19 protein-coding genes and 1 tRNA gene are annotated in these 19,239 nt (G+C 67.8%); 8 read left to right on the top strand and 12 right to left on the bottom strand.

Annotation, left to right across the window (positions count from 1 at the left end):
* Positions 1-7 precede the first annotated feature (7 nt).
* The 3 genes from GPX89_RS39775 to GPX89_RS39785 all read left to right on the top strand — a co-directional run bounded on the left by GPX89_RS39775 (position 8) and on the right by GPX89_RS39785 (position 3,929).
* Positions 8-913 (top strand): metal-dependent hydrolase, encoded by a 906-nt coding sequence (locus tag GPX89_RS39775; protein ID WP_157392955.1) that lies wholly within the window; start codon positions 8-10, stop codon positions 911-913.
* Between the two features lie 115 nt (positions 914-1,028).
* Positions 1,029-2,138 carry a PDR/VanB family oxidoreductase gene (locus GPX89_RS39780; protein ID WP_328602852.1) on the top strand — a complete coding sequence of 370 codons (1,110 nt, stop codon included), beginning with the start codon at positions 1,029-1,031 and terminating at the stop codon, positions 2,136-2,138.
* Between the two features lie 63 nt (positions 2,139-2,201).
* Positions 2,202-3,929: an SDR family oxidoreductase gene (locus GPX89_RS39785; protein ID WP_157393084.1), complete on the top strand. Its 1,728-nt coding sequence runs from the start codon at positions 2,202-2,204 to the stop codon at positions 3,927-3,929.
* Positions 3,930-3,955: 26 nt separating this feature from the next.
* Here GPX89_RS39785 and GPX89_RS44085 read toward each other — a convergent pair whose 3' ends face one another.
* The 4 genes from GPX89_RS44085 to GPX89_RS39805 form a co-directional block, all read right to left on the bottom strand.
* Entirely contained in the window at positions 3,956-4,297 is a 342-nt protein-coding gene (locus tag GPX89_RS44085) for a hypothetical protein (protein WP_198347807.1), read from the bottom strand.
* 130 nt (positions 4,298-4,427) lie between these two features.
* Positions 4,428-4,922: a glycine-rich domain-containing protein gene (locus GPX89_RS39795; RefSeq protein WP_157392956.1), complete on the bottom strand. Its 495-nt coding sequence runs from the start codon at positions 4,920-4,922 to the stop codon at positions 4,428-4,430.
* Between the two features lie 464 nt (positions 4,923-5,386).
* Entirely contained in the window at positions 5,387-6,433 is a 1,047-nt protein-coding gene (locus GPX89_RS39800) for a TerC/Alx family metal homeostasis membrane protein (RefSeq protein ID WP_157392957.1), read from the bottom strand.
* A gap of 178 nt (positions 6,434-6,611) precedes the next feature.
* Positions 6,612-7,040, bottom strand: coding sequence for a nitroreductase family deazaflavin-dependent oxidoreductase (locus tag GPX89_RS39805; RefSeq protein WP_157392958.1), 429 nt, complete (start codon positions 7,038-7,040; stop codon positions 6,612-6,614).
* A 133-nt stretch (positions 7,041-7,173) separates the two neighbouring features.
* On the opposite strand from GPX89_RS39805, the gene GPX89_RS39810 reads away from it, so the two are divergent.
* Together GPX89_RS39810 and GPX89_RS39815 are read left to right on the top strand one after the other, a co-directional pair.
* Positions 7,174-7,548, top strand: a complete 375-nt coding sequence (locus tag GPX89_RS39810; RefSeq protein ID WP_157392959.1) for a DUF4234 domain-containing protein — start codon at positions 7,174-7,176, stop codon at positions 7,546-7,548.
* 117 nt (positions 7,549-7,665) lie between these two features.
* Positions 7,666-7,739 (top strand) — tRNA-Ile (locus tag GPX89_RS39815).
* A 168-nt stretch (positions 7,740-7,907) separates the two neighbouring features.
* Here the strand turns inward: GPX89_RS39815 and GPX89_RS39820 are convergent.
* The 3 genes from GPX89_RS39820 to GPX89_RS39830 form a co-directional block, all read right to left on the bottom strand.
* On the bottom strand, positions 7,908-8,828 hold the full coding sequence (locus GPX89_RS39820) for an SGNH/GDSL hydrolase family protein (protein WP_157392960.1): 921 nt from the start codon (positions 8,826-8,828) through the stop codon (positions 7,908-7,910).
* 158 nt (positions 8,829-8,986) lie between these two features.
* Entirely contained in the window at positions 8,987-9,673 is a 687-nt protein-coding gene (locus GPX89_RS39825) for a ubiquinone/menaquinone biosynthesis methyltransferase (RefSeq protein WP_157392961.1), read from the bottom strand.
* Positions 9,657-10,178, bottom strand: coding sequence for an SRPBCC family protein (locus tag GPX89_RS39830; RefSeq protein WP_157392962.1), 522 nt, complete (start codon positions 10,176-10,178; stop codon positions 9,657-9,659). Before GPX89_RS39830 ends, GPX89_RS39825 begins: the two co-directional genes overlap by 17 nt.
* Before the next feature lie 62 nt (positions 10,179-10,240).
* Between GPX89_RS39830 and GPX89_RS39835 the strand changes: the two genes are divergently transcribed.
* On the top strand, positions 10,241-10,825 hold the full coding sequence (locus tag GPX89_RS39835; protein WP_157392963.1) for a TetR/AcrR family transcriptional regulator: 585 nt from the start codon (positions 10,241-10,243) through the stop codon (positions 10,823-10,825).
* 15 nt (positions 10,826-10,840) lie between these two features.
* Here the strand turns inward: GPX89_RS39835 and GPX89_RS39840 are convergent, their stop codons facing one another.
* Positions 10,841-12,049, bottom strand: a complete 1,209-nt coding sequence (locus tag GPX89_RS39840; protein WP_157392964.1) for an MFS transporter — start codon at positions 12,047-12,049, stop codon at positions 10,841-10,843.
* Positions 12,050-12,235: 186 nt separating this feature from the next.
* Positions 12,236-12,823, bottom strand: coding sequence for a hypothetical protein (locus GPX89_RS39845; protein WP_157392965.1), 588 nt, complete (start codon positions 12,821-12,823; stop codon positions 12,236-12,238).
* Between the two features lie 348 nt (positions 12,824-13,171).
* Here GPX89_RS39845 and GPX89_RS39850 point away from each other — a divergent pair, with 348 nt between their 5' ends.
* Together GPX89_RS39850 and GPX89_RS39855 are read left to right on the top strand one after the other, a co-directional pair.
* Positions 13,172-14,074: a tyrosine-protein phosphatase gene (locus tag GPX89_RS39850; RefSeq protein ID WP_328602853.1), complete on the top strand. Its 903-nt coding sequence runs from the start codon at positions 13,172-13,174 to the stop codon at positions 14,072-14,074.
* Positions 14,075-14,311: 237 nt separating this feature from the next.
* The gene (locus GPX89_RS39855) at positions 14,312-16,090 is read left to right on the top strand and encodes an AMP-dependent synthetase/ligase (RefSeq protein WP_328602880.1); all 1,779 of its coding nucleotides are present in this window, start codon (positions 14,312-14,314) and stop codon (positions 16,088-16,090) included.
* 127 nt (positions 16,091-16,217) lie between these two features.
* On the opposite strand, the gene GPX89_RS39860 is transcribed toward GPX89_RS39855, so the two are convergent.
* The 3 genes from GPX89_RS39860 to GPX89_RS39870 form a co-directional block, all read right to left on the bottom strand.
* Positions 16,218-16,769, bottom strand: a complete 552-nt coding sequence (locus GPX89_RS39860; RefSeq protein ID WP_157392967.1) for a hypothetical protein — start codon at positions 16,767-16,769, stop codon at positions 16,218-16,220.
* 68 nt (positions 16,770-16,837) lie between these two features.
* On the bottom strand, positions 16,838-17,764 hold the full coding sequence (locus GPX89_RS39865) for a short-chain dehydrogenase/reductase (protein ID WP_157392968.1): 927 nt from the start codon (positions 17,762-17,764) through the stop codon (positions 16,838-16,840).
* Positions 17,764-19,236, bottom strand: coding sequence for a flavin-containing monooxygenase (locus tag GPX89_RS39870; protein WP_157392969.1), 1,473 nt, complete (start codon positions 19,234-19,236; stop codon positions 17,764-17,766). The genes GPX89_RS39865 and GPX89_RS39870 overlap by 1 nt, the downstream gene beginning before the upstream one ends.
* Positions 19,237-19,239: the final 3 nt, after the last annotated feature.

The following is a 19,239-nucleotide window of genomic DNA, read 5'->3' on the forward strand; positions in this document are numbered from 1 at the left end:
AGTACCGATGAAGCTACTTCCCAATCTGGGCCGCCGACCGGTGACGGAACCCGGCGAGGTAGCCCTGCAGGCGCGCAATGTGAAGTTCGATTGGTCGCGGACCGAACCGGTCTGGATGAAGAAGGAACCGATCGCCTCCCACGTCCTCAATGCCCTGAGCATGCTGCTGCCCGAGGGCGAGCGCATGTTCCTGGTGACCTTCGGCGAAGCCCTCGAACTGGTGAAGGACGAGAAGCTGCGGGAGGCCATGATCGGCTTCATCGGGCAGGAGTCCATGCACGCCGAGAGTCACGGCGGCGCGCTCGAAGAGGTGCTCGCGGCGCACGGCATCGACGTGGAACCGTATGTGCGGCAGACGGAATACATCTTCCGCAAGACGCTGGGCCCGCGCGAGGCCGCCAGTGAGGCCGTGCGCCAGCAACAGCTGGTCGAGCGTCTCGGCGTGATCGCGGCGCTCGAGCACTTCTTCGCCTGGCTCGGCGACTGGGTGATCAACGCCGATCTGGAGAAGTTCGACGCCGACCCGCAGATGCTGGACCTGTTCCGCTGGCACGGGGCCGAAGAGGTCGAACACCGCATGGTCGCCCACGATGTGGCCGAGTACTTCGAGATCGGATACGTGCGCCGCGGCGCGCTCATGCTGATGGTCTTCCCGATCTTCATCGCGCTGATCCTGCGCGGCACCAAGTTCCTGGTGCACGCCGATCCCTCGCTGCCCGACCACCGCTATCCGATGCTGATCGGGCGCATCTTCGCGGGCATGTGGCGGCGGTCGATTCCGGGTATCCCGTCGCTGCTGATCAGCGCGCTCTCGACCTTCAAGCCGGGCTACACCCCCGAGACCGTCGGTTCGACCGCGCAGGCCGTCGCGTATCTGGCACAGTCCCCGGCCGCCCGGGCGATGGCCTCGTGAACGAGAGAACCATGGGCACAGGGCAATTCGCGCGCGGCGGGGTCGCGCGGCGTGAGCAGGCCACGGCTACAGCGCGACTCGCGCACGCCGGAGCCGAGCGCGGCGAGGTGAGGGTGTGAGCGCGGTTCGTCCCGTCCCGACCGTGCCGCCGCAGGACCTGTTCGGCAAGGGCCGCGCCGACCGTGCCACCCGGGTGGTGAACTTCATCGCCGAGAGCCGGTTGCGCTGGACCACTTTTGTGAACCGGCACGAGCCGCAGGCTCCGGTGAACGACTGGCGGATTCCGCTGGTCGTGGTGGAACGCCGGGTCGAGGCGCACGACACCGACGTGATCAGTCTGCTGATGACCGCGCCCGACGGGCGGCGGCTGCCCGAATGGCGGCCGGGCGCGCACCTGGATCTGGAGTTGCCCTCGGGTCGGGTGCGGCAGTACTCGCTGTGCGGTGACCCGGCCGATCGGCACGCGTATCGCGTTGCGGTGCGGCGGATTCCAGAGGGCAACGGCGGATCGCTGGAGGTGCACGACGAGCTGAAGGTCGGCACCGCGCTGACCGTGCGCGGACCGCGCAACGCCTTTCCGTTCGTGCTGCCCGGATACGGATCCTCCGCCAAGCGAGTGCATTTCGTGGCCGGCGGCATCGGAATCACGCCGATCCTGCCGATGATCCGGATGGCGGATCGACTCGGGGTGGACTGGAGCATGGTGTACGCGGGGCGTTCCCGCGACACCATTCCGTTCCTGTCGGAGGTGGAGTCGTTCGGCTCGCGGGTGACCGTGCGCACCGATGACGAGCACGGGATTCCGACCGCCGCGGACCTGCTCGCGGGCGTCGGTTCGGATACCTCCGTCTACTGCTGCGGCCCGGTCGTGATGACCGAGCTCATCGCCGACCGGGTTCGTGAAATGCCCGGCGTGGAACTGTATTCCGAGCGCTTCTCGCCCGCCCCCGTGGTGAACGGCACCGCCTTCCAGGTGGAGCTGGCCCGCACCGGCGAGGTCATCGACGTGCCGGCCGACAAGTCGGTGCTCGAGGAAGTGCTGAAGGTCCGTCCGGACAGCTCGTATTCGTGCCGTCAGGGCTTCTGCCGCACCTGTGTGGTGCGGGTGCGCTCCGGTGACGTCGACCATCGCGACACCGTGCTCACCGACGCCGAACGTGCGGCCGGCGACATGCTCATCTGTGTATCCCGTTGCGGCGGGGAACGTTTGGTGCTGGACCTCTAGCGCCGTCTCAACGAGGAGAAGATCGTGACCGATCACCCCACCGTCATCCCCGCCGCCGAGCGCATGGTGCGCAGCGGCGAATTCGACATCGCCGTCTACGAATACGGTGAGCCGTCGGCGGAAACCATTGTGCTGGTGCATGGTTGGCCCGACGACAACCATCTGTGGGATCGGGTGGTGCCGCTGCTCGCCGACCGCTTCCACGTGGTCACCTACGACACCCGCGGGCACGGCCGCTCCACCCGCACCGACCGCACCGAGGACTACCGGCTCGACCACTTCGCGGCCGACTTCTTCGCCGTGGCCGACGCGGTGAGTCCCGATGCGCCCGTGCACATCCTGGCCCACGACTGGGGTTCGGTGCAGATGTGGGAGGCGGTGTGCGAGCCGCGGGCGGTCGGCCGGGTCGCCTCGTTCACCTCGGTGTCCGGGCCCAACCTGGACCACCTGGGCGCGTGGGCGCGGACGAACCTGTCGCGCGGCAAGGTGTGGGGGCCGTTCACTCAGCTGCTGTCCTCGATGTACACCGGGCTGTTCATGACGCCGGGCGTGCCGCGCGTGGTGTTGAAGCCGCTGGGCACCGAGAAGATGTGGTCGCGCTTCGTCGGCCTGATGAACGAGACCTCGCCGGAGAACATCAAGCTCGGGCCCGAGTTCCGGCGCGACTTCTTCGACGGCATGCGCATCTACCGCGCGAACATCCTGCAGCGCATGGCAGATCCGCGCGAGCGTCGCACCGAGGTGCCGGTGCAGCTGATCATCGCGCGCCGCGATGTGGCGGTGCGGCCCGCCGGATACGACGACACCAAGGACTACGCGCCCAACCTGTACCGGCGTGAGGTCGGCGGCGGGCACTGGCTGCCGTTCTCGCATCCGGAACTGCTGGCCACCTCCACCGTCGAGCTCATCGACGCGCTGCGCACGGGGGAGACCTCGCGCGGGCTGCGGCGCGCCGAAGTCGGTGTGGCGCAACGCCCGTTCGAGAACCAGTTGCTGGTGATCACCGGCGGCGGCAGCGGCATCGGGCGGGAGACCGCGCTGGCGTTCGCGCGCGGCGGGGCCGAGGTGGTGTTGAGCGACATCAACCTCGACTCGGCCAAGGAGACCGCGGAACTCATCGCACGCGAAGGCGGTACGGCACACGCCTATCAGCTCGACGTGTCCTCCGCGGAGGCCGTCGCCGCGCACGCCGACGAGGTCATCGCCCAGCACGGCGTGCCCGACATCCTCATCAACAATGCGGGCGTGGGCGCGGCGGGCGACTTCTTCGACACCTCCGCCGCCGAGTTCGACCGGGTGCTGAACATCAACCTGCACGGAGTCATCAACGGCTGCCGTTCCTTCGGCAAGGCGATGGCCGAGCGCGGACTCGGCGGGCACATCGTGAACCTGTCCTCGATGGCCGCCTACACCCCGCAGCGCGGCTTCGCCGCCTACTCGACCTCCAAGTCGGCGGTGTTCATGTTCTCCGACTGCCTGCGCGCCGAGCTGTCGGGCCAGGGCATCAGCGTGCACACCATCTGCCCCGGCATCGTGCACACCAATATCGTTGCCACCACCCGCTTCTCGGGTGTTTCCGCGGAGGAGGAGGCGGCCAAGCAGCAGCGCTACGACAAGCTGTACGCCGCGCGCCGCTACGGGCCCGAGAAGGTGGCCGCGCAGATCGTGAAGGCGGTCGAGCGGGGACGCGATGTGGTGCCGGTGACGCCGGAGGCGTGGATGCAGTACCGGTTCAACCGGTTCGCTCCGGCCGTCGCCCGGTTCTTCGCGGCGCGCGTCAAGCTGACGTAATCGGCTGTTCCCGGACAGGGCGCGCGTCAAACCTCGCGTGACAACCCGAATTCCCTGGTCTGTGCCTGCGGGCCAGGGGTCGGTAGCGTCGTGCCATGGGGGCATTGATCGTGACTGTAATCGCCGTAGCGGGCTTCGCCTTGTGCCTGTGCCTGATGAGCCTCGCCCGATATCGGCTGGCCACTGTGCGGCAGCGTCGGCAGCGTCAGCAGAAATGGCGTAGCGGCACGTATCGACGCGGTACCGCCGGTAGTGGTCAGCAGGGCTTCGGCTCCACCGGGCGCACTTACACCGGCGGAATCGGAAGTTGCACCGCGACCGGCTGCGGCGGCGGCAATTCCGGCTGCGGCGGTGGCCACGGTCATCACGGCGGTCACAGTGGCTGCGGTGGCGGCAGCAGCTGTGGCGGTGGTGGAGGTAGTAGCTGTGGCGGTGGTGGGGGTAGTAGCTGTAGCGGCGGTAGCAGCTGCGGCGGCGGCAGCAGCTTCTGATCCGGCTTCAGGCTCCCGAGCGCAGCGAGTCCTCGATGTCGGACACCCGCTCGGCCGGGATGCCCCACGGATGCTCCACTCCGACAACGGTATCCAGATCCCACAGCACGCATCGCTCGCCCGGCCGGGCCACCAGGGACCAGGCCACCACGGTGCGACCCAGTTGATCACTCATCGAGTCGGCGCCGGGCCCGGTCACCGCGTCGCCGGCCGGGAAGTGGTGCAGGAAGCGGCCGTACGCGGAGTCGCAGAACCGGGCATAGCGCATCGTGCACAGGATCAGCCCGTGCCACGCCTCGTCCACCGCGTGCGAGGGCATCCCGATCACCTGATCGTCGCGCATGGCGGCCCCGCAACACCGCAGCCATTGCCGCAGACCGGTTTCCACCAGGTCTCTGGGCTGCCACGGACACGTCTTGAACACCGCTTCCGGTAGCACCAGGTCGTCCACGGCCCGATTGATCCGATCGAGCCGTGGACGCTGAAAACGCTGCAGCCGCATGACGTCACGCTACCCACTCGCCCCGGCCTTCGTGTCGAGCCGACGTGGCGGGTACCCAATTCCGCGGGGCTCACACCGACGTCGGGTCCCCCAGAAAATGGGTTTGTCCTGCCGATTCCCCCTCGCGTAGCTTTCGGCGTATCCCGCGGTCGCCACGACAGCGGGAAAAGGGGGAGATGAACAATGCTCGGAGGAATTCTCTGTGCCTGTGTTGTGATCGGCGTGATCGTCGTGACGGTCAAGGCCATCCGCGAAGAGCCCGCCCGTCCTCGGGGAAGGCGCAGCAGCGTCTGGGGTTACGGGTCCAGCGGCGACTGGGGTGGTTCGAGCGGCTGCGGCGGCGGGTCCGACGGGGGCGGCCACCATGGCTGCGGTGGCGGGCACAGCGGTTGCGGCGGCGGGAGCGGCTGCGGCGGTGGCGGCTGCGGGGGCGGTGGTTGCGGAGGCGGCAGCTGACCGGTCCCTCACCCGATCTCGGCGGCGGTCTCCGGCGTATGGCCCTTGTCGCCGCGGGTGGCGCGCAGGCTGGTGACGGTCACCGTCGCCAGCACCACGATGATCACCAGCAGCGATGCGGCCGTGGGGATCTGGGGGACACCGCTCCAGATGCCGTGCGCCCAGTGCAGGACCAGCTTCACACCGATGAAGGCGAGGATGGCGGCCAGGCCGTAGGCCAGGTGCACCAGGCGCGAGAGGGCGGCGTGCAGGACGAAATACAGTGCGCGCAAACCGAGTAGGGCGAAGGCGTTGGTGGCGAACACCAGGAACGGGTCGCCGGTGACGCCGTACACGGCGGGGACGGAGTCGACGGCGAAGACCAGGTCGGTGGCCATGACCGCGCCCACCACCAGGGCCAGCGGGGTCAGCGCGCGGCGCAGCTTCGACGGCCGGTCCGGATCCGCTTGCTGGACGACCATTTTGGTGCCGACATAGTCATCGGTGACCGGCCAGAAGCGGCGCAGCAGGCGCACCGACTTCATGGTGGCGATGTCGACGTCCTGCTCGTGCCCGCTGAGGGCGTCGGCCAGCAGCTTCACCGCGGTGACCAGCAGGATCAGGCCGAACAGCAGGAAGGCCCAGTCGAGGGTGGCCAGGGCGGCCGCGCCGAGCGCGATGAAGATGCCGCGCAGCACCAGCGCGCCGGCGATGCCGTAGAGCAGCACCCGCTGCGCGAGCGCCGCGGGCACCGCGAAGGCCGACAGCAGCAGCATGAAGATGAACAGGTTGTCCACCGACAGCGACTTCTCCAGCAGATAGCCGGTGAAGAACTCCATCGCGGGGGATCCGCCGTTGTTGAACCACAGGAACACGCCGAACGCGACCGGCAGGGCGATATAGAAGACCGTCCAGCCGATCGCCTCCCGCATCGACACCTCGTGCGGGCGTCGGGTGAGCGCGAAGTCGAAGATCAGCAGGGCCAGCACCACGACGATGGTTCCGGTCCACAGCCAGGGCGTGCCGACCGTGTGGATGGTGGTGGAACTCGCGAGAACGGACAGGGTAGGACTCATGGGACCTCCTCGGGCAGGGGAAACCAGCCGAGGTCTCCTTCACCCTGTCCAAGGGCAACCACCCGGGGGACGCGACGGCGCGGCCCGTACTGACCGGAATGATTCTTGGGAAGTACTCCCCTCTAGGTCCGACATAGTAGTCGACCCTTACCCGTGCGGTCCACCCGACCCGCCCGGCTCAGCGTGGTGTGAGCACAACCACGGCAATCGGCCGCGTCGTCATCTTCTGATACTGCGCGTATCGGCCCTGGTTCACCTTGTCCGCGAGCTGGAACCGTCGCGCGTACTCCGGATCGTCGGGGTAGGTGGCGGTGGCGGTGACCGGTATCCGCTTGGTCCCCACCTGAATCTCGCAGTCCCCCTTGGCCTTCACGTTCGCCAGCCACCCCGGCGGCCGCGGCGACCCGCCATTGGACGCGGTCACCAGGAAGCTGTCGCCGTCCTTGGCGTAGGTCAGCGCATTGGTGCGCTCCTTGCCCGTCTTGCGCCCGATCGTCCGCAGCAACAGCGTCGGGTTACCGAACAGCAGCCGATGACCGACCACCCCGTTGCTGTTCTCGTAGATCCATTGATGCGCCTTCAGCGCGTTCACGAACAGTCCCGCCATGCCCTGCCTCCTGCCGTCGTGGTCTCCGCCCACACTAACGCTTCACGATTCGGTCACGATCCCGTGGATACGTTCGCCTGGCCCTGCTGCTCAGCTGTTCGAAACACGCACCACAACAAAAGGATTCACCACCATGACCACCACCCTCGTCACCCCGATCAAACCCCGCAACCCGGTGCTGGTGTGGCTGGTCTGGCCCCTGACCACCCTCGGCATCTACTTCTTCGTCTGGTACTACAAAATCCACAAGGAAATGGCCGACCTCCGCCGAGACCCCGAAGCCCCCGTAACCGGCCCCCTCCTCGTCATGCTCTTCCTCTCCTGGACCGGCATAGCCGCCCTCATCAGCTTCTGGCGCACCGGCACCCGAATCCGAGAATCCCAACAAGCCGCCGGCCTGGAAGGCACCTGCACCCCAGCCCTGGCCTTCCTCCTCAACTTCCTCTTCGGCCTCGGCGTCCTCTACTACCAGCTGGAACTCAACAAAATCGCCGACCACTCCGCCTGACTCCCACTCGTTGTCCTGCCCACTTCCCCGGGGCAGGACACCCCGCCCCCGCTCTCGAGTAGGCATTCCCCCAGCGGTCGCGGTAACATCGCGACGCCCGCGCACCAGCCGCGGCCCGGGGCGGTAGCTCAGTCGGTTAGAGCCGTGGACTCATAATCCATTGGTCGCGGGTTCGAGCCCCGCCCGCCCCACTTTTGGTCCCTGACCTGCAGGCATCCGCCGACCGAGAGTCGGTTTGATTCAGAACGAAGCTCGTGGACCAATGGATTCCCGGAGGCGAGCGATCTTATTGCGCTGTGAATCCGCGAATGAAGAACGGGATGTTGTTCCGCTCAACGTAATTGGCCCCACGGTTGAGGTTAGCGTTGGGTGATCCGCTGTTGCATGGCTGTGGCGACTACTGAGTCGCCCTGGGCGCTGGGATGCCAGGGGAAGCCGAGTAGTTCGGTGTGGGGGTCGAGGGCGCCGTCGAGCCAAGGGGTGGGAGTGCAGGGGCCGTGGCCGGTGGTCAGGGCTCGGGTGTCCAGGAAGTCCAGGTTGAGGAGGGTGGCGGCTTGGCGTTGGGCGGTGTCGAGGTGGTCGAGGTATTCGGTGATTGCGGAGGCTCGGGGTTGGGTTATGTTGAGGCCGAGGATGGTTGCGCAGGCGGTGGTTTGGCCGGGGGTGTGGAGTTCGGGGTAGCCGATGAGGGTTATGTGGGCGTTGGGGGCGTAGTAGCGGATGTAGTCGACTGCTTGGCGGATTCGGGTGGCGTAGGTCTGGGCGGTGATGGTTTCGGGGTCGGGGGCTCGGCCCTGGTCTATGGCTTCGGGGCCGCAGCCGTTGAGTAGGTCGGTCAGGCAGGGGAAGGCTCGGGAGAGGGGGATGGGGGTGTCGAGGCCCCAGGCGTCGTTCATGCCCAGTTGGATTGTGACGGTGTGGGTGCGGGGGCCGAGGGCGCCGTCGGACATGGCTCGTTTTACCTGGTGGGCCAGGGTCCAGCCGGAGGTGTCGATTGAGCCGCCCTGGCAGGAGGTGTCTTCGACGTCGTCCGGGGGTAAGGCCAGGCGTTGTGTGAGTTGGGTGGGCCAGGAGGTGGATACGTGTTTGCAGCCTGTGTCGCCGCTCGAGTTCAGGAGGTCGAGGATCTGGCCGTTGGCGGAGAAGGAATCGCCTATCACCACAAGGGTTTTGCCGGTGGGTTCCTCGGCCGTGGCCTGGGGGGACAGTGTCGCCAGCACTGCCGCGGTGCCGCAGGCCACGGACGCGGCCAGCACGCGCATCCGAGTCGAACTCTTCACTGGTCGTACACCTCGTATCGATCCGCCGGGAAACATGCGAAGTGTGCATGCTTCAGATTTGCTCACTGTAGCTGTGAGGGTGATGTCGCCGCGGATCGATCGCGAATTCGATGGCAGGTCCCGGGGTGGAGTCGACGGCGGTCGAGACGCGCCTGCCCTCACTGCGCCTTGGTGGCCCAGAGGATGACGTTGGTGCCGAAGAACTTCCTGGTCCAGCCGATGTCGTGGAAGCCGGTATGGCTCAGCAGGATGGCGAGTCGGCGAGGGGAGTCGAAGGTGCGGGTGCTGGATTCCAGATAGGTGTAGGAGGTGCGGTCGCCGGACACGAGCCGGCCGAGCAGGGGGACGATTGTGCGCAGGGCCCAGTCCAGCAGGGGCTCGAGGGGGCCGGTGGGTGGGCAGGTTTCGAGGATGACCAGGCGGCCGCCGGTGCGGAGGACTCGGCGTTGTTCGTGGAGGGCCTCGGCGAGATTGTCGGTGTTGCGGAGCAGATAGCCTTCGGTGACGGCGTCGAAGGATTCGTTGTCGAACGGTAGGCGGGTGGCGTCGGCCTGTAGCCAGTGGACCGCGTGTGCTCCGGGTTTGGTCTTGGCGTGCAACAGCATTCGCTCGGAGAAGTCGACTCCGGTCACCGTGGCGGCGGGGTATCTGCGGGCCGCTGCCAGGGCGATCGCACCCGTGCCCGTGGCGAGGTCCAGCAGGCGGCCGCCTGGGGGCGGGGCCGCCCGAGCGGCGACTTCGCGGCACCAGCGGGCGTGGCCGCCGAGGGTCATGACGGTGTTCATGCGGTCGTAGTAGCCGGCGATCTTCTCGAAGATGCCGTGTACCTCAGCGTGTTTCGGCATGGGCCTGCTCCTTGCGCACCTCGTGGCTGTGCACGCGTCCGCGGAGGTAGCGGACGTAGGCGCTGTGGTGGCTGCGCGGCGGGGTGCCCGGGACCAGGGCGGTTTCGGCGAGGTCGAGGGAGTCCTCGAGGAGGGCGTCGTGCAGCCAACGCCAGACGAGGGGCCAGGCGAGGCGGTCCCAGCCGTGGGTGGTCATGATCAGCTCGTGCGCCAGGCGGGTGTGGGTGGCATCCACCGCTTCGACGATGAACCCGTGGGTTCCGTCGAAGCCGCGCGGGCTGTGGAATCGGAACCGCACCTCTTGTCCCGGAACGTATTTCACGCAGGTGTAGCGGATGCGTCCGTGGCCGCCGTCGGCCCCGACGTCCAGTGGCCGATCGAAACGCATTGCAGGCCAACGGTCGACGGGCCACAACTGGTCGTCGTCGGTGGCGAGGGTATCGAGCAGCAGGCCGACCGATCCGGCGTCGGCTGCGATCACGCGGCTGTGGACATTGCGCACCATGAGCTGCGACCTTTCATTTAGCGACTACTCTCTAATTGCAATTAGAGGCTACTCTCTAGAACGTGTCAAGGAAACCCGCGCACACTGCCGACTCGCTGCTGGACGCCGCCGCCGATATCGCGGCCGCCGACGGCGCCGCCGCGATCACCATGAGCGCCATCGCGGCCGCCACCGGTGCCCCGAGCGGCTCGGTCTACTACCGTTTCCCCGACCGGGCCGCGCTGCTGTCGGGTCTGTGGCTGCGCACGATCGAGCGATTTCAGCGCGGGTTCCTCGCGGCCTTGGAGATCGATCCACCGCACGAGGCCGCCGTGCGGGCCGCCCATCACGTCACCGACTGGTCGCTGCGCCACCCCACCGACGCGGCGGTCCTGCTCGCCGGGCCGGAGTCGTTCGGATCCGCGCAATGGAGCGCCGAAGCCCGCGAGGCGGCCGCGGCCCGGCAGACCCTGGTGAACGACGCCATGCGAAATCTGGCCGACCGCTTGGGTTATCGCAGCGAGGCCGATCGTGAACGCCTGGCACTGTTGATCATCGAATTGCCCTACGCCGCCGTGCGCCGCAGCGCCCGCAACCCCGACGCCGACCTCGCCGGGATGGCCCAGGCGGTGGACCGGATCGTCCGTGACGCCATGGAAGTCGGCTGACCGGGGCTCGAATCGTCAGGGTCGGGTGCGGCGCGCACCGGTGCTGCGGACCACGAGGGTGATGGCGGCGGCAAGGATGATCGTGACCAGCGCGATGAGAGTTGTCGCGGTCCAACCGAACCAGGCGACCGCGGCCGCACCGAAGGCGGTACCCGCGCTGCCGCCCACGAAGTAGACGAGCATGTAGGCGCTGTTGAAGCGAGCGGTGGCGCTCGGGTCGATGGCGAGCACGGTGCTCTGGTTGGCGACCTGGGCGGCGAACAGTCCGGCGTCGAAGAGCGCCAGGCAGAGCAGGGTGATGGGGGTGTCGGACAGCGTTGCCGACAGGGCCGCGGTCGCGATGGCCGCGAGGGCGAGGCCGGTGAGGATCACGCGGCGGGGGCCCACGCGGTCGGTCCACGTTCCGGCGATACGGGTGGCGATGATGCCGAGCAGGCCCGCGCAGGCGTAGAGGCCGATGCGCTCGGGGGAGTAGGAGAACGGGGGCTCGGAGAGCGCCACGGCCAGGCCCGCCCAGATCGCGCAGAAGGCGAAGAACCACAGGGCGCCTCGGCTCGCGGCCAGCCGGAGGATCGGGTGGCGGGCATACAGGCCGGGCAGGCCGCGCAGCAGGCTCAGATAGCTGGTTGCGGTGTCCCCGTTCGCGGCGGGCAGGACCGCTCGGGCTGCCGAGCCCACCGCCGCGCAGGCGGCCGCGAGCAACAGCAGCATCCCCCGCCAGCCGATGGCCTCGGCCAGCCATCCACCCACGATGCGGCCCACCAGGATTCCCGCCGAGATTCCCGCGGTGACGATTCCGAGCACCGTCGCCCGTCGGCCGGGATCGGCGAATCGTCCTGCTACCGAACTCAATTGGGCTCCGACCGAGGATCCGGCCCCGATCAGTCCGACCGCGATGCCGAGTAGCCACGGCGAGCGCGCGGCGGCCGCGGCGGCCAAAGCGATTCCCAGCGCCCAGAATTGGACCGATACCACGGTCCGTGGTGCGCTGCGGTCGATCAGCGGCACCAGCAGCGCGAGCCCCAGCATGTACCCCACTGGCCCGCACGCCAATGCCACCCCGACCTCCGCCAGTGACGCGTCGAGCGACCTTCCCACCGCCGCGATGGCAGGTTGCAGTGGGTAGATGCCGGCGGTGCCCAGGGCGGCGGCAACCGCCATGAACCACACCACCGGCCTCCGTATACCCGTATCCCGTTCGACGGCAATCAGTTCGGTTCCCATGGGATCCGACGCTACGAACACCCGCCCCGCGAGTCTGGCGAGAATCGGGCATCACCGTCGTCGGCGACGGTCAGATCACGAGGCAGGAACTGCCGCCGTTGATTCCGGTGCCGACCGTCAGGACGGCACTGCCGGGCCGGAGATATCCGGCCCGGCAGTGTGGCTTCGGGTGATGCGCGGCGGTCGTCAGATGACGAAGAAGCCCACGACGCAACCGATCACCGCACCGGCGACCAGACCGATGAACAGGCCGGGGATCGAGCCCAGGATGAGGGCGATCAGGCCGAGGACGGTACCGATCGCGCCGAAGAGGGCGGCGCCGACCGCACCACCGGCGATACAACCGATGACACCGATGTCCTTCAGCTGCGCTTGGGCGATCTGCTGCACCCCGTCGTTGTAGGTGCTCGTGCTGATCGGCCCGTTGCTCTCGCGGGGCCAGACGGTGAGGCTGCTGCCGTCCTCGGCGACCTCGGCGCGCAGGTGGACCGGGTAGCCGTTGAGCTCGTAGTCCGTCGGGATCTGTTCGACCACCGTCCCGTCGGCCGCCTCGACGGACACCGTCGAGCGGTCCTCCGAGAGCGTGAACCGGCCCTCGCTCAGCTGCGTGACCACGCCCTGGTGGTCCTCGGACAGCGTGGAGGTGTAGGTCAGGCCGTGGTCCTGGCCGCCGACCGTCAGCGGTACCTGGGCCTCGCCATGGGCGGTTGCCGTCGCCATGACCGTGGCAGCGATGGTCAGCATCGATGCCGCCGCGAATTTCCTGAACTGCATGCGCTCGCCTCTCATTCGATGTGGAATGCCGGTCGGCATTTCCGTGAATTGGGGACATACGCTCAGATCAAGTGCAGAGATATTGCTATCACAGAAAAGACCGGTCGGTATCAACTAGGACGATGGGCGTGTCCGAACACCGGACATCCCGCTGAGTGGGATCGAATCCGGGCCGAAAAGATATATGACTCCCTGCACAACGGGGGTTCACGGACCGCCGCCGGACTGTTCGCCGCGCGATTGCTTCCGGTTCATTTCGCGCCGATAGAACAGCTCGCGATCCATTTGTGAGACATGCGGTCACGGTTAGTGGTCCCGGGTTTCACGCATGAACAAGGAGTTTTTCAGGTGTCATTTTCTGTGCGGCGCAGCGGAATCGTCTTCATGATTTCCGCGGGTCTGCTCGCGTCCCCGTTCCTCGGCTCGGTGGCCGCCGACCATTCGGCGCTGCTCGCGGTGCCCGCCGCGTCGGCCAAGCCCAACAAGGAGCAGGTCGCGGACGCGCCTCGCCTGGCGAGCGTGGTGAACTTCCGGGACGTCGCCGGAACCGGCCAGGGCTACCCGGCCCAGGGCAGCCACCACCTGAACAAGGGCGTGTTCTACCGCTCGAATGCGTTGACCCCCAACGACGCCGACCTGGCGACCCTGAACGCGCTGCACCTGAGCACGGTGTTCGACCTGCGCAGCTCCGACGAGATCGCGCAGAAGGGCGACCGCGTGCCCGCGGGCGCGAAGTACGAGAACATCTCGATCTTCTCCGGCAACCTGTCCACCGGCGTGCCGAGCTTCACCTCCCCCGACGACGCGCGAAAGTTCATGCGCGACATCAACAAGTCCTTCGTCTCCGACGCCGGTGAGCGCGGCAAGTTCGCCGACCTGCTCACCCAGCTCGCCGACCAGCAGGGCCCGGCCGTATTCCATTGCACCGCCGGCAAGGACCGCACCGGCTGGGCCTCCTACCTGCTGCTGAGCCTCGCCCGCGTGGACGACGCCACCATCATGAGCGACTACCTGCTCAGCAACGACTACCTGGCCGTCAGCAATGCCGCCACCCTGGCCCAGATCAAAGCCGCCAAGGGTGAGGCCGCCGCCGCCGTCTACGCGCCCCTGCTCGGCGTGGACCGCACCTACCTGCAGGCCGGAATCGACCAGCTGGTCGCCGATTACGGCTCGGTCGACAAGTACCTGAAGGACGGCCTCGGCCTCAACGGCCACACCATCGAACAGCTCCGCCACAAGCTCACCCAGTAGTCCCCGTCGTCGAGTGGCACATCCTGGAGGGCGAATCGGGCAATGCCCCGCCGGCGTGTGCCACTCGGCGCTGTCCAAAGTCCCTTCTTTGCGGTGGATTCGGGCAAAACGGCTCGGTGGGGAGCCTGTCGGCGGACCGTGGTGGATATGGCTAGCACCCGGGCAGGGAACCCGGGTGAGCTGGACGGAGTCGTCCGGCTGGGTCCGAGGAGACAGGCAATGGCAACCGCAACCCATATTCAGCAGATCGAGGTCCCCGCGTCCTATCACATCGCGGAGCACGCGGCGTTGACCGATATCGTCGACGATCTCGCCGGCAGCACGCCGGATTTCGTGGCGTTCCAAGTGCCGGGGGAGGGCGGGTGGACCGATATCACGGCCGCCCGGTTCGCCGGCGAGATACGCGCGGTCGCCAAGGGGCTCATCGCCTCCGGCGTCCAGCCGGGTGACCGGGTCGCCATCATGTCGTCGACCCGGTACGAATGGACGCTGCTCGATTTCGCCATCTGGACCGCCGGGGCCTGCACGGTCGCCATCTACGCGACCTCCTCGACCGAGCAGGCGCGCTGGATCCTCGAGAATTCCGGCACCCGGCTGCTGATCGTGGAGAACGCCTCGCACCGAGGCGTCGTCGCGGAGATCGGCGGCGCGGATCTCGGGCTGCTGTGTATCGACGAAGGCGCGGTGGACACCCTCGTCGAACGCGGAAGCGCGCTGGACGACACCGTTTTGAAGCAGCGGCGCGAGGCCATCGGCGCGAGCGCACCGGCCACGTTGATCTACACCGCGGGCACCACCGGCCGTCCCAAAGGCGTGATGCTGACGCACGGCAATCTGCTCGCCGAGGTGACGGCGGTGCCGATCGCCTTGTCGGGCTTCGTGTCCGCGGGCGATCGCACGCTGCTCTTCCTGCCGATGGCGCACGTGTTCGCCCGGGTCATCGCGATCGGAACCCTGGTGATGCGCGTGACGGTCGCGCACACGTCCGACTGGTCCACGCTGTCCGACCAATTCGCTTCCTACCGGCCGGAATTCATCCTGGCGGTGCCGCGGGTCTTCGAGAAGGTCTACAACGGCGCCCGTCAACGTGCCGCGGACTCGGGGCGCGGCCGCTTGTTCGATCTGGCCGCCGACACCGCCATCGCCTGGAGCGAGGCACTACAGGACGGCGGTCCCGGGCCCCTGCTGCGTTTGCGGCACGCCCTGTTCGATCGGCTGGTCTACTCGAAACTCCGTGCGGCACTGGGTGGCCGGTGCCATGCGGCGGTATCGGGCGGCGGACCGCTCGGCGCGCGTCTGGGGCACTTCTTCCGCGGCATCGGCCTCACGGTTTACGAGGGCTGGGGTCTCACCGAGACCAGCGCCGCGGTCACCGTCAACACCGCCGACCGCATTCGCATCGGCACCGTCGGCCGTCCCATCGAGGGCCACGGGGTGCGTGTCGCCGCCGACGGCGAACTATTGGTGCGCGGACCGGTGGTGTTCTCCGGTTATTGGAACAATCCGGCTGCCAACGCCGAGTCCTTCGAGGACGGCTGGTTCCGCACCGGCGACCTGGGATACGTCGATGCGGACGGGTTCGTCGGCATTACCGGCCGCAAGAAGGAGCTCATCGTCACCGCGGCCGGCAAGAACGTCTCGCCCGCACAGCTCGAGGATGTCGTGCGCGCGCATCCGCTGGTCGGCCAGTGCATGGTGGTGGGCGACGGCCGCCCCTTCATCGGGGTGCTGGTGACCATCGACCGTGAGGCGCTGCCGGGTTGGCGGCAGCGGCACGGCGTGGACGAGGCGACGCCGGTCACGGATCTGGTCGGTCACGCCGGGTTGGTGTCCGAGATCGATTCGGCGGTCGCCGCCGCCAATGCCACGGTGTCGAAGGCCGAGTCCATCAAGAAGATCCGCATCCTGTCCGATGACTGGACCGAGGCGGGCGGCGAGCTCACACCGAAGCTGTCGCTCAAACGGCCGGTGGTGCTGAGCAAGTACGCGGCCGAGGTGGAGGCGCTGTACAGCTGAGCCCGGGCCGCACTGTATTCACCCGACCCGCAAGGGGATCGAGTGGCGCGGCGAGGTGGCGGACGCTGCCCGTCCACCACCTCGCCGTTACCGATATCCCGCTGACGCAGTGGGATTCGGCTGGTGACTACTCGGCGATCGCGGCGCCGACGAAAGCACCGATGACCGCACCGATCACGCAACCGGGGATCGCGCCGATCAGGAAGAACCAGATTCCGATGAGGATGCCGATCACGCAGCCGACCACCGCGCCGACGACTATCCCGGCGGCCACATCGGCATCGGCCTGGTGCATGAACGGAATATCCTGCGAGGTGATCGCGGCCTCGGTGGGCCCGCCGACCGGAGTCAGCGTCACCGAGCTGTCGCTGTTCAAGGCCGCGTCGACGCGCCCGACCTGACCGTTGTCCGCGGTGAGCGTCAACGGAATCGCGCCGACGACCGTACCGTCGTCCGCGACGACCCGCACCGCGTCCGGTGCGAGCACGAAGTGGCCCGAGGCCAAGGTGATCAGGGCGTTGGAGTGGTCGGCCGCCAAGGTGGTGGTGTATCCGACCGAGCCATCCACCCCGTTGACCGTGACATCGGCGAGCCCCGCCTCGCCGTGTGCCATGGCCATGGTGATTCCGGTGGCTGCGATGGCGAAGACCGTTGTCGCCATCATCTTCTTGGTGAACATTTCCTTTTCCCATCCGTTCGGGGATTCCTTTGACGTTCCCCCGACGAACGGCACCGGATGATGTGTGATCAATAATGCGCCTGAACCCGCCCCGTGTCCATGGGCATAGACGCTGATGGGGAGGGTTTTTCCAGGCTGCGGCGTTCGACCTCGCGCAGCAGCGCGTGCACCCGGGGATCGTGGGCCAGGCCGAAGTCGAGCACCCGGTTGATCACACCCCGCAGCAGCGAGTACGGAATCCACGCGCCGGGTGAAATCGATTGCGACGCACGCCGTTCGATCGCGTCGGCCACCTCGCGCGCGGCCCGCTCGGCGGTGATGCGGGTGCTCAGCGGCCACGGCAGCAGCGCCTCGATGCGGCGGCCGAGGTCGTCGCGGTCGAGGGTGGAGTGGGTCATCTCGGTATCGACGATCCCGAAATACGCGACGCCCGCGCTCGCCCCGTGCGGCGCGAGCTCCACTCGCAGCGCCCGGCCGAGCTGTTCGACCGCCGCCTTGCTGATCATGTACGGCGCACCGCCCATCCCGGGCGCGAACGCCGCGCACGAGGACACCACCGCGACGTGCCCGCGCGCGGTGATGATGTGGTCCAGCGCCGGATGCACGGTGTTGAACACCCCGGTGAGATTGATGTCGAGGACCCGGTCGAAGTCCGCGGGCGCGATGGTCCGCAGCGTCGCGGGCCGCGGCACCACACCCGCGTTCGCGACCACGATGTCCAAATGCCCGAAGTAGGCGGCCACCTGGGGAATCGCCTCGGCCATGGCGGCCCGGTCGGAGACGTCGGCGATGACCGGCAGCGCGCGCTCGCCCAGCGCGGCGGCCACCGAGGTGGCGGCGCGGGCGTCGACGTCGACCACCGCCACCGACGCGCCGCGCCGATACAGGATTCCGGCGAGCTCGCGCCCGATGCCCCGCCCGGCCCCGGTGATCAGGGCGACCCGCCCCGCGGGCCGGAAATGACTGGTGCACGGCAGGCAACGCGGTGTGGACATCAGCGGCTCATCTCGTAGGACTCGGCATCGAATCGCCGCGTGCGCCTGCGGTATTCGAAGCTCCAGTTGGGGTACAGCCCGGCATTGCGGCCGTCGGCGGTGGTGTAGTAGCTCTGGCAGCCGCCGGTCAGCCAGACGGTGTCGGCGCTGCGGCGGTCCATCTCGTCGAGGAAGGCGCCCTGCACCTCGGGGCGCAGTTCGATGCGGCCGATCTCGTAGTCGCGCATGGTCTTCAGCGCGTCCACGATGTAGGCGATCTGGGATTCGATCATGTAGATGGCGGACTGGTTCCCGGCCGCGCCGAACGGGCCCAGCGTGCAGAAGAAATTGGGGAATCCGGCGACGGTCGCGCCCAGATAGCTCTGCGGCTCTTCGTGATACAGGTCGGCGATGGAACGGCCGTAGCGTCCGATGAAACGGTGGTAGGCCGAGGGGATGGAGGTGAATCCGGTGCCGTAGATGATCGTGTCGACGGGATGCTCGGTGCCGTCGCACAGCACGATCGAATGCGGCCGGATCTCGGCGATGGCCTCGGTGACGACCTCGACATTCGGCTGGTCGAGGGCGGGCAGGTAGGCGTCGGAGAAGATGGCGCGCTTGCAGCCGATGACGTAGTCGGGCGTCAAGGTCTTGCGCAGTGCGGCATCTCGCACCTGCCGCATCAGCTGCAGCCTGCCCAGGGCCTCGTAGGGATGCCGGAACCGCTTGTCCACCAGGGAGATCAGGCCGAAGCCCTCGATGGCCGCGTACCAGCCGCCGCGTATCGCCCGCTGGGCCAGCGGGATCCGGCGCAGCAGCAGGCGTTCCAGGCCGAGGGTGCGCCGATCCATCCGGGGCACGATCCACGGCGCGGATCGCTGGAACAGCAGCAGCCGGTCGACCATCGGCTGGATCTCCGGCACGAACTGCACCGCCGAGGCCCCGGTCCCGATCACCGCCACCCGCTCGCCGGTCAGCTCGTGGTCGTGGTCCCAGTGCAGGGAATGAAAAGTCTTGCCCTGGAACCTGTCCAGCCCGGGAAGCTCGGGGTACTTGGCTTCGGCGAAGATCCCGGCCGCCGAGATCAGGATGTCGGCGGTCAGCGAGCTCGTGCTGGTCTCGACCCGCCAGACCGACGCGCCCTCGTCCCATCGGGCGTCCATGAGCTCCGCACCGAACCGGATGTGGCGCACCACATCGTGTTCCGTGGCCACCCGCCGCAGATACTCCAGGATCTCCGGCTGCCGCCCATAGGTCCGCGACCAGTCCGGATTCGGTGCGAACGAGTAGCTGTAGAGCTGCGACGGCACATCGCACGCGCACCCGGGATACGTATTGGCCCGCCAGGTCCCGCCCAGATCCTCCGCCCGCTCGAGAATCACCAGATCCTCGAATCCGGCCTCGCGCAGCTTCACCGCCAGCCCGATGCCGCCGAATCCGGCCCCGACAACGGCGATCCGGACATGCTCGGTTGTTTCCGCTTGAATCGACATGAA

Origin of the sequence: Nocardia terrae (genome assembly GCF_009760405.1) — a bacterium.
Taxonomy (GTDB): domain Bacteria; phylum Actinomycetota; class Actinomycetes; order Mycobacteriales; family Mycobacteriaceae; genus Nocardia; species Nocardia terrae.